Here is a 12,474-nt window from a genome sequence, read left to right as displayed (position 1 = left end):
CGGGCTGCGATACCGCACCACCTGCCGATACGCTCCGCGAGTTGCCGCACGCACGGAGTCACCCGCACCATGGAGGTCTCGTCCGGAGCCGACGCGCCCGGCCTCATCGCCGGGGACCGAAGGGGTGCGGCGCATGGTCAGATATTTCGAGAACGGCGCAGGTGACCTGGTCCCCGACGCGCTGTCCGGCTTCGCCCGTGCACACGCGGACCTCGTGGCGTACGAACCCGGCGACGGATTCTTCACCGCCCGGCACACCGCGCCGACGCGGAGAGTGGGCCTCCTGTCCGGCGGCGGCTCGGGTCACGAACCCCTGCACGCCGGATTCGTCGGCGAGGGCATGCTCGACGCCGCCTGCCCCGGGCGAATCTTCGCCTCCCCGCACAACCGGCAGATCTTCCGGGCCTCCTGCGCGGTGGCAGGACCGGAGGGAGTCCTGCACATCGTCAAGAACTACACGGGGGACCGGATCAACTTCGGCATCGCGGCCGAGCGGCTCGCCGACGCGGGAATCACCTGTGCGCGGGTTCTCGTCGACGACGACCTCGCCTCCGACTCCGCGGAGATCGCCGCCGGGCGTCGCGGTACGGGTGCCACGATGCTGGTGGAGAAAGTCCTGGGCGGCGCCGCGGACACCGGGATGGGACTCGACGCACTGGTGGAACTCGGCACCGCGCTGGCAGGCCGGTGCCGGACGCTCGCCGCCGCCTCCGCCGCCCATCACGCACCCGTCACGGGCGAACCGGCGTTCGGACTGCTGCCCGGAGAGCTGGAGTACGGCGTCGGGATCCACGGCGAACGCGCCGATCGCACCAGAAGCCAGGGGCGCGTCGGCGAGCTGGTGGAGGACATGACAGGCGCTCTGCTCGATGCCCTTCGTCCAGCGCCCACCGATCCCGTCGTGGCCCTGGTCAACGGTCTGGGTTCGATCACCTCGCTCGAGCTGTACGGCATCTTCGGCGAACTGGGCCGAGTTCTCGACGCCCGGCGGGTGCGGTTCGCCCGGCACCTCGTCGGCGACTACGTCACCGCACTCGACATGCGGGGCTTCTCCCTGACCCTCATGGTCGCCGACCGCGAGACGCTGGACTTCTACGATGCGCCGGTTCACACCCCGGCGTTGCGATGGTGAGCGGCCGGCCGGCTGATGCCCCGGCGGTCCCCGACAGGACAAGGAGGACGCACCCATGACGCCTGTGGCACTGGACGGTGTGGAGACCCGCGACTGGACGCTTCGGTTCGCCGAGTCGGTGTATGCCACCGAGGCCGAGCTGACCGCGCTCGACCAGCAGGCGGGAGACGGCGACTTCGGGACCAATCTCGCCGCCGGTGTCCGGGCCGCCGGGCTGCTGCTCGACGGCACGGATGAGCCGGCCGGGCCGGCGGAGACCCTGGGCGCCATGGCCACCGCCTTCCTGGACGAGATCGGCGGTACCAGTGGCCCTCTTTTCGGTCTGCTGTTCCATGCGTTGAGCAGGGCCGCGGCAGATTCCGGTCCGGGCCTGACGGCGGCCGCACTCGCCGACGGCACCGCCCAGGGCCTGGCAGCCATCCGGCGTGTGGGTGATGCCTCGCCCGGGGACAAGACACTGGTCGACGCACTGACGCCGGCAGCCGCCGCTTTGCGGGCGGCGGAGGGTGCGCCGCCCGCAACCGCTCTCCTCGCGGCGGCGGACGGCGCATGGCGGGGGGTGCGGGACACGGCGTCGCTGTCGGCCCGGATGGGTCGGGCAAGCTACCTCGGTGAACGGGCGACAGGCATTCCGGATCCCGGAGCGGTGGGAGTCGCCCTGCTCTTCTCCTCTGCGGCCGGCGCCGTGTACGCCCTGGGGCCGCATCTGGCCGGCGGCTGACCGCCCCTCCGCAGGACTCCGCCTCGTGCACTCGGGCCGGACCGGTGGTCGTGCACCGAAGGACCGGTGCATGCACCGAAGGACCGGTGGTCGTGCACCGAAGGACCGGTGGTCGTGCACCGAAGGACCGAGGGGACCGGCAGGTCTACGCGCCGATCCGGCTACGGGCCCACCACACCAGCTCACGGTCGGCGAGGCTCGTGACCCACAGATCGGCCTGCTCGGCCTCCTGGCCCGGCGGGCAGGGCCCGAGGCCGATGACACGGAGGCCCGCACGGCGGGCCGATTCCATGCCCGTGAGTGAGTCCTCCACGGCCAGGGCATCCTCGGGCGGAACACCGCAGAGGCGCACGGCCAGGCTGTAGACATCGGGCTCCGGCTTGGGCCGTACGCCCTCCCCGGCGACGACGACGTGGCTGAAGGAGCTGAGGAGTCCGGCCCGGGCGAGGCACGATTCCACCATCTCCCGGGGGCAGTTGCTCGCCACCGCGAGAGGGAGATGGCGAGCGGCCGACCGGACCAGCGCGGCGGCGCCCGGCATGGTGACGGGGTCCTGGTCGACCAGGGCGGAGAAGGTGCTGAGGAGGGTGTCGGCCAAGTCGTCCACGAGGTCCGGCTTCCCGGTCTCCTCAGCCATGAGCGCACCGCACTCGGTGTAGTGCACGCCTTTGGCACGGTCGGCGAATCCGGCCGGCGGCTTGAGGCCGAACAGCCGGAAGGTGATGTTCCGGGCCTCCTGCCAGTGTCGTTCCGTGTCCATCAGGGTCCCGTCGCAGTCGAAGACGATGGCGGACGGGGACCACGAAAGGATGTTGCGAGCTGTCATGTGACTGCCGTTCTTCGAGGCTGCGCCGAGCGGTTCGGTGCGCGGGCGCAGGTGGGTGCCGGGATGTGGTTGATCCACTCGCGGAATTCGGAGGGCCGAACGCATTCGCACGGCTGCCGCAGTCGTGTGCACGTGCTGAGAGCGTCGCGGCGGGCACGGACGGGAGCTTTCAGCCGGAGCTGGAAACATCGTGCCCATTACGTTATTTCGGCCTCTTCAATTTCCGCAATCACCAATTCGAGTGCATGGAAATGCCTCGACCTCGAGTGGCCGGGTCTTGCGAGTGGGGTGACGGCAGGGGGTGGAGCGCCGGGAAAACTGACAACAGTGCTGGTGGGCGCCACCGTGGGTCCTGCGTGGTGCTGTTCCGGGTGTAGTCGTGACGCGCACGCGAAACGATTCTTCCCGGCAGGGCGTCAGATTGTGTGAACAGTCAGCCATGCATGTTCGGGTGGCGAATAATAAGATCTTCGCGCGATGCGACTGCGCCCTTCAGGGGAGGGTTCGGATTCCCGTGTCATAGAATTAGCACAACTGAGCGAAGGTGGAACTGAAGTGCAGGACAGGGCCCGTGAAACCCGCAAAGTGCTGCTGGAGTCGGCAGCACATCTATTTGTCGAACGTGGATATGCGGGAACGAGTGTCAATGACATAAGCGATCACTCGGGGAAAACCAGCGGGGCTATCTATTTCCATTACTCGAGCAAGGAGAAGTTGGCGCTGGCCGTGGTCCGGGAGCAGTTCGCCACCTGGCCGCAGCTCACCGGCCCCTACACCGCACCCGGCGTCCCCCCGCTCGAAAAGCTGGTCGTCCTCAGCTTCGACGTGGCACGTTCCCTCAGGGAGGATGTGGTGGCACGCGCGGGCGCACGGCTGTGGGCGGAACGCCGTGGTATCGAAGCAGTCGTGCCCACGCCGTTCGACGCCTGGGCCTCGGCTGCCACCCGGCTCCTCGCCCAGGCCCGCACGAGGGGGGAACTCGCGGCGGGAGTCGCACCGTCGGCTGCCGCCGTTACGCTCGTGTGTGCCTTCTTCGGGCTCTGCACGCTGACCGACGAACTGCCGGGCGAGCGGGACTGGAGGGAGCAACTGGACCAGTGGTGGCTGCTGGTGCTGAAGTCCCTGCAGGCGGACCCGGAACCGGCTGCTCTGCTCGCCCGTGCGCGTGCGCGGATCCCCGTGCGGCCGTAGGTCCGGTTCCGTGCCGTATCCGAAAGGGGTGCGGCCGCCCGTGCCGAAGGCTGTGGGCAAGGAGTCGTCGACGGCGGTTGCCGTGATGCCTGCACGGGGCCGGTGGCGGGACTCCGGCGACCTGTACAAAGACTTCGGTCAGCCCGATACGAGGCCCGGGGACGAGGTCATCCCCGGTCGGTGAGGGGTGTGAGGAGCACCGGGCAATGCGCATGGTGCAGGACCGCGTGGGTGACGTGCCCCAGCGGAGCACCGACGGGGGAGGATCGCCGACGGGAACCGATCACGACAGCGTCGGCATCGGCGGTCGCCGCCACCAGCACGGCCGCTGCCGATGCGGCACGAACGACGTCGTGGACCACCCGCAGACCGGGACGGTCCGTGCGTAGCTCTGCGACGATGCGTGAGGCCTCCGCCGCCGCGAGATCGGCCGGGTCGCCGAACATCGTCGCCATGCTGCCGACGTTCTCGAGGAAGATCCAGGCACTGAACACATGTAGCGCTGCGCCGCGGCGCAGCGCCAGGTCCGCGGCGAGGCGTACCGGCTCCCGGTCCCGCTCGTCCCGCGCGGCCACCAGGACGACCTCGGCAGGGCGGCTGCGCTCCCGCCCGGGGACCACGACGACCGGTACGTGGGCCCGGGCGGCCACCCGCAGGGCGTCGGACCCCACCAGCAGAGCCAGGAATCCTCCGTGTCCCCGCGTACCCACGACGACCGTGCCGTCGTGGGCGGCCTCGCCGAGCAGGCAGGCCGAAGTCCCGTACGGGCATGCCGTGGTCGAGAGGGTGATACCGGGAGCGGTCTCCCGTGCGAGGTCTGCGGCCTCGTCCAGCACCTCAACGGCGCGGTCCTTCGCCTGATGGACCCCGCGGGCGGTGAGACGCGGATGCCCCGATCCGGTCCTGGTGGCGTGCACGATGCTGAGAGGCCGGCCCCTGGAACGGGCCTCGGACGCCGCCCAGCGCACCGCCCGGTGGGCGTCCTGCGTGCCGTCGGTGCCGACGGCCAGGGGGCCGTCCAGAGTCAGGCCCCGCCGATCGGTCTGCATGGTCCCTCCTCGACAGGCGCGGGACCGGCGACCCCGGCCGGCCTCCGCCTGCGGGTGGTCGTGGGCATGCGCAGCCCTGTGCGTGTGCCGCTGCGGACAGCGGCCGTGAGCCTTCCTCGCGCCGCCGCCTGTCGGTGCCGATGTCAATCGCCGTCATCCCCGAGTCCCTCCTCGGTGACGCGCCTCCTGTCACGTGGATACGGCACGATCTGTACCGGACAGTGGGAATGGTGCAGCAGCGCGTGAGCGACATGGCCGAGTCCCAGAACGGAGACGCTCTGCCGCTCATGGCTCCCCATGACCAGGAGACCTGACCCACTGCTCGCCTCGACGAGCGCCGCCGCCGCGGACCGGGCGGTGACCACCTCGGTCCGCACGGTGAGACCGGGACCGCGTTCGCTGATCCGGGAGGCCAGGTCCGCCAGGAGCCGCTCGCCGGTGTCTGCCAGCCTTCCGGCATCGTCGGGCGAGGCCGGACGGTCGCCGAACCGGGTGAGCAGGTTCCGGACGTTCAGCAGACGCAGGGGGCACCCACGGATTTGGGCCTCCTGAGCGGCCCGGAACAGCCATGCGGCGTCCTCCTCGTCCCGTACCGCCGCGATGACCGGCGCATCGTCCGCCGCTTCGGACTCGCCGCGCACCACGACGACGGGTGCGGGACTGCCGACGACCGCTCCGAGCCCGACCGATCCGAGCAGGAGGGGACCGAATCCGCCGCTGCCCCTGCTGCCGACGACGATGATGTCGCCCGGCCGGGCAGCCGAGTGGAGCGCAGGGACCGGACTCCTGCGGCTCAGCTTGAGCGTGAGGCCGAGCTCGGGGAAGCGGTGCCGTACTTCCTGCGCCACCTCTGCCAGCACGGTGTCGCCTCTGTCCCGGACGTGCGCCGACGTCTCGAACGAAGCGAATCGGTCCAGGCGGTCCAAGTCCGCGGCGTGTACGAGACACAAGCTGTGGTGATGGAGGGTGGCCTCGGCCGCACCCCAGAGTGCGGCGGCCCTGGCGTGCTCCGAATCGTCCACGCCCACGATCGTCCTCGAGCCTTCCATGGCGCCGGACGCTTCGGTACGCATCGCTGCTCCTCGTGCCGTCCGTCTGTCCGCACCTTCATGCTGTCACTGCCGGTCGAGTCGCGGCCACTGCCGGGAGGCCCCGAGAGGCCGAAAGGCCCTGCCCAGGTGTGATGTGCCAGGCCGAACGCGCTGTTCCGGCACGTTGCCGGTTCCCGACCGGCCGGCGCCGATTCAGGGGCCGGCCCAGGTGGCGAGGCCGCGGGGGTCAGCCGTCGAGCCGGCGCCACCCCGTCACCGGGCCCGGGACAGCTCCGTCCTCGGGCGTGATCCAGAAAGCCTTGCCGAGCGCCCCGTCGAACTGGGCGCCGCCCCGCCCGTCACCGGACGACCTCCCGGTGAGCCGCCGCCCGATCCAGGGCATCAGATGCTGTCGGGCGAAGCGCACGTCGTCCACCCGCCGCCTCGCCCAGCGCGCAGGCGGGGAAACGGGCATCGGAGTCCGCCAGTCACTCTCCGCGGGCAGCCCCAACCTCTGCCAGACCGCCTCCGCGACCCGGGCATGTCCCTCTGCCGTCAGGTGCAGCCTGTCGACGTCCCACATCCGCGGATCGCCGAGCGACGGCGCACCGTACAGGTCGGTCACCAGCGCGCCGTGCCGCTCCGCCAGGTCGTCGACCAGCGAGAACAGCTCCTCCATGCGCGGGCGGAAGCGCTCCATCACCGGACCGTTGCGACCGGGACTGCGCATCAGTACCAGCGTCTTGCAGGACGGCGCGAGCCGCTCCACGGCCTCCTCCAGCCGGGCGCGGACCATTCCCATGTCGCACTTCGGCCGCAAAGTGTCGTTGAGCCCGCCGACGAGCGTGATCACGTCCGGTTGCAGCGCCGCTGCGACGGCGACCTGCTCCTCGACGATCTGGCCGATGAGCTTCCCGCGTACGGCGAGATTGGCGTAGCGGAAGCTGGGCGCACGGGCCGCGAGCCGGGAAGCGAGGACGTCGGCCCAGCCGCGATACGTACCGTCCGGCAGCAGGTCCGACATTCCCTCGGTGAAGGAGTCGCCGACCGCGACAAAGCTGGTGTAGGAGGCATTCAAATCCATGGCGGTGAGATCGTACCGTGACAGCGACCGGAGACCGGCGGCCGGCGGTGTACGGAGAAGGGGGCGCGGCAACGGCCGCGCCCCCGATCCGGAAGCCGGAGGCATCAGCGTGCCTGGGGCCTGCCCACCAGCTCACGCAGCACGTCCTCCATGGTGACCATGCCCGCCAGCCGGTCGTCCTCGTCGAGAACCGCCGCGAGGTGCGTACGGCTGCGCCGCAGCGCGGTCAGGACGTCGTCGAGCGGCGTCGCCGCCCGCACCCGGGCGATCGGCCGCAGCGCCGTCACCGGGAACGGGACATCGCGAGGCGTGGCGTCCAGGGCGTCCTTCACGTGCAGGTACCCGAGGATCCGCTGTTCGCTGCCCATCACCGGGAAGCGGGAGAAGCCGGACTCGTACGACAGCCGCTCCAACTCCTCCGGCGTCGTACCGACCCGGGTGTACAGGACCCGGTCGACCGGCATCAGCACGTCCCGCACCGGGCGGCGGCCCAGCTCCAGGGCATGGCGCAGCCGCTCCGCCGAACGGTCGTCGACGAGACCGGCGTCCCCCGCGTCCTTGACGAGCCGCGCCAGCTCGTCGTCGGAGAAGGTCGCGGACACCTCGTCCTTGGTCTCCACCCTCAGGAGTTTGAGCAGCGCGTTGGCGAAGGCGTTGATCGTGAAGATGACCGGCCGAAGCGCCCGGGCCAGTGCCACCAGCGGCGGCCCCAGCAGGAGCGCGGTGCGTGCGGGCTCGGCCAGGGCGATGTTCTTCGGGACCATCTCGCCCAGCAGCATGTGCAGATACGTCGCGACGGTCAGGGCGATCACGAACGAGATCGGGTGCACCAGCCCGTGCGGAACGCCCACCGCGTCGAAGACGGGCTCCAGCAGATGGGCGATGGCGGGTTCGGCGACGATGCCCAGAACCAGGGTGCAGAGCGTGATGCCGAGCTGCGCCGCCGCGAGGAGGGCCGACACGTGCTCCAGGCCCCAGATGACGCTGCGCGCCCGCCGGTTCCCGGCCTCGGCCTCGGGTTCGATCTGGCTGCGCCGTACGGAGATCAGCGCGAACTCCGCGCCGACGAAGAACGCGTTGACGACCAGGGTCAAAAGACCGATGAGGAGCTGGACGGCGATCATCGGGCGTCCTCCTTCGGCTCGCCGGTACCGGGCAGCGGTGCGTGCAGCAGAGCCCGCGCGGCGCGGTGCCCCGAGGCGTCCATCACGTCGATCCGCCAGCCGGCGAGCTCGACGGTGTCGCCGACCACAGGGATGCGGCCGACGTCGGTGGCGATCAGACCCGCCAGCGTTTCGTAGGGCCCGTCGGGCACTCGCAGTCCGATGGTCCGGAGCTGGTCGGTGCGGGCCGCCCCGTCGGCGGACCACAGGACGCGTCCGTCGGCGTCCTCGCCGGCGGCGGCGAGGTCGGGCGTCTCGTGCGGGTCGTGTTCGTCGCGGACCTCGCCGACGACCTCCTCGACGATGTCCTCCAGCGTCACGACACCCGCCGTGCCGCCGTACTCGTCGATGACGACGGCCATGGCGAGCTTCCCCGAAAGACGGTCGAGCAGCCGGTCCACGGTGAGGGTCTCCGGTACGAGCAGGGGCTCGCGCAGCATGTCGGCCACCCGCTTGCGGGGCCGCTGGTCCGCCGGAACGGCCAGTACGTCCTTGATGTGCGCGACGCCGACGACCGTGTCCAGGCTGCCCCGGTAGACGGGGAAGCGGGAGAGGCCGGTCGCCCGGGTGGCGTTCGCGACGTCCTCCGCGGTCGCCCGGATCTCGAGGGCGGTGACCTGGACGCGCGGTGTCATCACGTTCTCCGCGGTGAGCTCGGACAGGTTGAGGGTGCGCACGAAGAGCTCCGCGGTGTCCGCCTCCAGCGCGCCCTCCTTCGCGGAGTGACGGGCCAGGGCCACCAGTTCCTGCGGGCTGCGCGCGGAGGCCAGTTCCTCGGTCGGTTCGAGTCCGAAACGGCGCACGATCCGGTTGGCGGTGTTGTTGAGGTGGCTGATGAACGGGCGGAACACGGCGGTGAACACCCGCTGCGGGGTGGCGACCACCTTGGCGACGGCGAGCGGGGACGAGATCGCCCAGTTCTTCGGGACGAGCTCGCCGACCACCATCAGGACCACGGTGGACAGCGCGGTGCCGATCACGAGTGCCAGCGAGGAGGCCACGGCCGAGGAGATGCCCGTCGCCTCCAGCGGTCCCTGGATCAGCTTGGAGATGGACGGTTCGGAGAGCATGCCGACCACCAGATTGGTGACCGTGATGCCGAGCTGTGCGCCGGAGAGCTGGAAGGTGAGACTGCGTACCGCCTTGAGGGCTCCGGCGGCGCCGCGCTCCCCCCGCTCGACGGCTCGTTCGAGCTCGCCGCGCTCCACGGTGGTCAGGGAGAACTCCGCCGCCACGAATGCGCCACAGGCGAGGGAGAGCAGTACCGCCACGAGGAGCAGTAGCACTTCGGTCATCGGTTCACCTCCGTCCCATGATCGGGCAGGGTCAGGAGGTTCGCGCGATGTCGGCGGTGTCTACTACTGGGAGGCTCGCCCATGGGCGGACGCTCACACCTTTCGAAAAGTCGGGACGATCGGGGATCCATCGTAAAGGGTCGGCAAAGTGCCGGACGTACCGGTTGTCCGCCAGGTCCGCTCCGCCCTTCGGTCGTCCCCGGGGTGCGTCGCAGGGCTCGGCCCCTCCCGGGCGGGCGGGGCCCGCCCCCTCAGACGGTCAGGCGCTTCACCCATCTGCTCCAGTGGGCCTCCCGCACATACCCCGCCGCCCGCCAGGCATGCTGCGCGAGTGCGTTGCGGTCCAGGACCATCGCGTCGCCCCGCCGCCCGCCCAGCGCGGTGAAGCGTTCCTCCGCGGCGGCGAGCAGCGCCGCGCCGACACCGCGGCGCCGCTGGTCGGGGTGGACGGCGAGCCGGTACAGATGGCAACGCCAGCCGTCGAAGCCCGCGATGACCGTCCCCGCGAGCGTGCCGTCCCGCTCGGCGAGGATCAGGGCGTCGGGGTCACGTGCGACCAGCCGTTCGACGCCGTCACGGTCGTCGCTGATGCTGGTGCCCTCGGCGGCGACCCTCCAGAACGCCAGAACCGTATCGACGTCGTCCGCCGTCGCTGTGCGGATCACGAGATCAGTCATGGCCGTCATCCCATCATCGGCGGAACGCGGGAGTCGAGCGGATTCCTGTACGCGGGCGGACTCCGGCGGGCGAACGACGGCCCCGGATGTACGGCCGCAGACGGCCTCGGCCGGCCGCAGACGTATGGCCGCAGACGTGCAGCCGTAGATGTGGCGCAGATGTACGGGCCACCAAGTGGTTCCTCTTGCCGGTGCTAGCGCGGACGCGCTAGCTTGATGCCGTGCCCAAGACTCAGCTGAACGTTCGCGTGGACGAGGCGACTGCCGAAGCGGCGCGGCAGCGCGCCCTGCAACGGGGGATGAGTGTGAACCGCTACATAGAGGAACTCGTCAAACAGGATGCGGGCGAGGTCGGACACACCTTCGTCGAGGCCGCGGCCGACTTCATGAAGCAGTACGAGTCGGTGTTCGCCGAGGAGTTCGGCCCGGAGCGCGAAGGTACCCGTTGAACCTGCAGATCGACCTTTCCTGGCTGCTCATGGTCGCCGAGCACAAGACGCCGGGGGATCCGCAGGTCGTCGACTGGGGCGCCCTAGTCGCCGCTGTCAGCCGGCACGAGGCGGAGATCTTCGGCAGCCCCGTATACAGCGATCCGCACTCCCGGGCGGCAGCCATGCTGCAGCTGCTCCTCCACGTACCCGCGCTCGAACACTCCAACGCCATGTTCGCGTCCGCGGTCGCCTACGGCTACCTCGTCGCCTCGGGCCTGAAGGTCATCACGTCGCCCGAGCAGGTGCGCGATCTCGCCCGCCTGGTGAAGGAGGGCAAGGCGGACGTCCGGGTGATCGCCGACGAACTGCGCCAGTGGAGCCTGTGACCCGGCCTCCTGGTTCATGGAGCCTCTGAGCCCGTGGTGAGCCCCCGGGAGCCTCAGTCCACGGCCATGGACCTGCGGGCCACACCGAGCACGCACGGTGTGGACGGCAGCTGCACGCCCTTCTCCGGAATCCGGAGCCTGCGGTACGTGCCGAGCTCGAAGCCGGCCGCCTCGATCGCCGCGAGTGTGTCCCGCGACGTGTGACAGCCCCCGAACAGCAGCGGCCAGACCGTCCGGTCCACCGCCCGCTGGGCGGTCGCCAGCACCCGTCCCTGGGCCAGTGTGTGCTCGAAGAAGCGCAGTTCACCGCCCGGCCGGAGCACCCGCTTGATCTCGGACAGGGCCCGCGGCAGATCCCGCACGGTGCACAGCACCAACGACGCCACCGCCACGTCGAAGGCCTCGCTCTTGACCGGAAGAGCCTCGGCCGTGCCCGGCACGACATCGACCGGGACCTCCGCACGCAACCCGGCACGGGCCGCCAGCTGGCGCAGACCGCGCTCGGGTTCGATCGCCACCACCTCGGACACGGACCCCGGGTAGTGCGCGAAGTTGAGGCCGTTTCCCGCGCCGATCTCGATGACCCGGCCCGAGACCCCGGACAGCAGCTCCTCACGGAGGGCGGCGACACCGCCCCTGAGGTCGGCGGTCACGCTCATCCGGGCGTAGAACCGGGCGAAGACCGGATGGTGCACCGCGTCCCGCGGGATCTTCGTGCTGCGCAGACGCATGACGGACCTCCTTGGCGGACGGGTACGGCTCCTTCGATTCTCCCCCGTGCGGGCCCGCTCAGCCCTTCATCGGACGGGCCGGTCCCCGCCCAGCTCCGGGGCCAGCCAACTCGCCGCCCGCGCACGGAAGTCGACAGGGGAGAGCGAGCCCGCCCCGGCGGGGACCACGCCGAGCAGCGGGGCGCCCGCGGCGACCGGGAGGTCCTCGATGTTGCACCGGGAGGCCAGATCCGGTTCGGCCGGCATGCTGCCCACCACGACACCCGGACATTCGAGACCACGGGCCCGCAGCGCCTCCGCGGTCAGCGCGGTGGCATTGAGGGTCCCGAGGCCCGCGGGTGCCACCACCAGCACGGGCGCGCCCATCAGCCGGGCGGCGTCCGCGAGCGTGGAGCCCTGCTCGTCGAAACGTACGAGCAGCCCGCCCGCGCCCTCGACCAGCACCAGATCGTGCTCCGTCGCCAGCTTCTGCGCCGCCTCGGCGATCTCGTACGGGCGTACGGGCGGCAGACCGGACCGTCGCGCCGCGGTCTCCGGGGCCAACGGCTCGGGGAAGCGGGCCAGTTCCACCGCCGTCACATGGCCGCCCGCCAGCCGCACTACCTCGGCGGCGTCTCCCGGCTCCCCGGGTGCGAGACCGGTCTGCGCGGGCTTGAGCACTGCGACCCGCCGGCCACGGCAGGCAGCCGCCACAGCGGCGGTCACCATTGTCTTGCCGATCTCGGTGCCCGTACCGGACACCACCAGAATGGTCATC

14 protein-coding genes are annotated in these 12,474 nt (G+C 70.7%); 5 read left to right on the top strand and 9 right to left on the bottom strand.

Annotated features, from left to right (window positions below):
- Positions 1–133 precede the first annotated feature (133 nt).
- On the top strand, positions 134–1,132 hold the full coding sequence (locus OG524_RS04655; protein ID WP_405392211.1) for a dihydroxyacetone kinase subunit DhaK: 999 nt from the start codon (positions 134–136) through the stop codon (positions 1,130–1,132).
- A gap of 55 nt (positions 1,133–1,187) precedes the next feature.
- Positions 1,188–1,853, top strand: coding sequence for a dihydroxyacetone kinase subunit DhaL (dhaL, locus tag OG524_RS04650; RefSeq protein WP_405392212.1), 666 nt, complete (start codon positions 1,188–1,190; stop codon positions 1,851–1,853).
- Between the two features lie 145 nt (positions 1,854–1,998).
- Here the strand turns inward: dhaL and OG524_RS04645 are convergent, their stop codons facing one another.
- Positions 1,999–2,679, bottom strand: coding sequence for an HAD family hydrolase (locus tag OG524_RS04645; RefSeq protein WP_405392213.1), 681 nt, complete (start codon positions 2,677–2,679; stop codon positions 1,999–2,001).
- 555 nt (positions 2,680–3,234) lie between these two features.
- On the opposite strand from OG524_RS04645, the gene OG524_RS04640 reads away from it, so the two are divergent.
- A complete protein-coding gene (locus OG524_RS04640) occupies positions 3,235–3,870 on the top strand; it encodes a ScbR family autoregulator-binding transcription factor (RefSeq protein ID WP_405393319.1) in 636 nt (211 codons plus the stop codon).
- A gap of 167 nt (positions 3,871–4,037) precedes the next feature.
- On the opposite strand, the gene OG524_RS04635 is transcribed toward OG524_RS04640, so the two are convergent.
- The 6 genes from OG524_RS04635 to OG524_RS04610 form a co-directional block, all read right to left on the bottom strand.
- Entirely contained in the window at positions 4,038–4,919 is an 882-nt protein-coding gene (locus OG524_RS04635; RefSeq protein WP_405809181.1) for a universal stress protein, read from the bottom strand.
- Positions 4,920–5,062: 143 nt separating this feature from the next.
- A complete protein-coding gene (locus OG524_RS04630; protein ID WP_405809179.1) occupies positions 5,063–5,992 on the bottom strand; it encodes a universal stress protein in 930 nt (309 codons plus the stop codon).
- A gap of 205 nt (positions 5,993–6,197) precedes the next feature.
- Entirely contained in the window at positions 6,198–7,034 is an 837-nt protein-coding gene (locus OG524_RS04625; RefSeq protein WP_405809177.1) for an SGNH/GDSL hydrolase family protein, read from the bottom strand.
- Positions 7,035–7,138: 104 nt separating this feature from the next.
- Positions 7,139–8,158, bottom strand: a complete 1,020-nt coding sequence (locus OG524_RS04620; protein ID WP_405392217.1) for a hemolysin family protein — start codon at positions 8,156–8,158, stop codon at positions 7,139–7,141.
- Positions 8,155–9,492, bottom strand: coding sequence for a hemolysin family protein (locus tag OG524_RS04615; RefSeq protein ID WP_405392218.1), 1,338 nt, complete (start codon positions 9,490–9,492; stop codon positions 8,155–8,157). The genes OG524_RS04620 and OG524_RS04615 overlap by 4 nt, the downstream gene beginning before the upstream one ends.
- A gap of 251 nt (positions 9,493–9,743) precedes the next feature.
- Positions 9,744–10,178 carry a GNAT family N-acetyltransferase gene (locus OG524_RS04610; RefSeq protein WP_405809176.1) on the bottom strand — a complete coding sequence of 145 codons (435 nt, stop codon included), beginning with the start codon at positions 10,176–10,178 and terminating at the stop codon, positions 9,744–9,746.
- A gap of 212 nt (positions 10,179–10,390) precedes the next feature.
- Here OG524_RS04610 and OG524_RS04605 point away from each other — a divergent pair, with 212 nt between their 5' ends.
- The gene (locus tag OG524_RS04605; protein ID WP_014157595.1) at positions 10,391–10,618 is read left to right on the top strand and encodes a hypothetical protein; all 228 of its coding nucleotides are present in this window, start codon (positions 10,391–10,393) and stop codon (positions 10,616–10,618) included.
- Complete coding sequence (locus OG524_RS04600; RefSeq protein ID WP_405392220.1) at positions 10,615–10,986, top strand: fic family toxin-antitoxin system, toxin component; 372 nt, start codon at positions 10,615–10,617, stop codon at positions 10,984–10,986. Before OG524_RS04605 ends, OG524_RS04600 begins: the two co-directional genes overlap by 4 nt.
- 53 nt (positions 10,987–11,039) lie before the next feature.
- Here OG524_RS04600 and OG524_RS04595 read toward each other — a convergent pair whose 3' ends face one another.
- Together OG524_RS04595 and bioD are read right to left on the bottom strand one after the other, a co-directional pair.
- Positions 11,040–11,717, bottom strand: coding sequence for a class I SAM-dependent methyltransferase (locus tag OG524_RS04595; protein ID WP_405392221.1), 678 nt, complete (start codon positions 11,715–11,717; stop codon positions 11,040–11,042).
- A 66-nt stretch (positions 11,718–11,783) separates the two neighbouring features.
- Positions 11,784–12,473: a dethiobiotin synthase gene (bioD, locus tag OG524_RS04590; protein WP_405392222.1), complete on the bottom strand. Its 690-nt coding sequence runs from the start codon at positions 12,471–12,473 to the stop codon at positions 11,784–11,786.
- Position 12,474 lies beyond the last annotated feature (1 nt).

Source organism: Streptomyces sp. NBC_01520 (assembly GCF_045040375.1).
Classification (GTDB): Bacteria; Actinomycetota; Actinomycetes; order Streptomycetales; family Streptomycetaceae; genus Streptomyces.
Note: the sequence above shows the minus strand (reverse complement) of the source record. Positions and strands in the feature narration are given on the sequence as shown.

Coding starts and splice junctions, on each gene's coding strand:
- OG524_RS04645 (WP_405392213.1), bottom strand. CDS start 2,679: ATGACAGCTCGCAACATCCTTTCGTGGTCCCCGTCCGCCATCGTCTTC.
- OG524_RS04655 (WP_405392211.1), top strand. CDS start 134: ATGGTCAGATATTTCGAGAACGGCGCAGGTGACCTGGTCCCCGACGCG.
- bioD (WP_405392222.1), bottom strand. CDS start 12,473: ATGACCATTCTGGTGGTGTCCGGTACGGGCACCGAGATCGGCAAGACA.
- OG524_RS04615 (WP_405392218.1), bottom strand. CDS start 9,492: ATGACCGAAGTGCTACTGCTCCTCGTGGCGGTACTGCTCTCCCTCGCC.
- OG524_RS04620 (WP_405392217.1), bottom strand. CDS start 8,158: ATGATCGCCGTCCAGCTCCTCATCGGTCTTTTGACCCTGGTCGTCAAC.
- OG524_RS04595 (WP_405392221.1), bottom strand. CDS start 11,717: ATGCGTCTGCGCAGCACGAAGATCCCGCGGGACGCGGTGCACCATCCG.
- OG524_RS04630 (WP_405809179.1), bottom strand. CDS start 5,992: ATGCGTACCGAAGCGTCCGGCGCCATGGAAGGCTCGAGGACGATCGTG.
- OG524_RS04625 (WP_405809177.1), bottom strand. CDS start 7,034: ATGGATTTGAATGCCTCCTACACCAGCTTTGTCGCGGTCGGCGACTCC.
- OG524_RS04610 (WP_405809176.1), bottom strand. CDS start 10,178: ATGACGGCCATGACTGATCTCGTGATCCGCACAGCGACGGCGGACGAC.
- dhaL (WP_405392212.1), top strand. CDS start 1,188: ATGACGCCTGTGGCACTGGACGGTGTGGAGACCCGCGACTGGACGCTT.
- OG524_RS04635 (WP_405809181.1), bottom strand. CDS start 4,919: ATGCAGACCGATCGGCGGGGCCTGACTCTGGACGGCCCCCTGGCCGTC.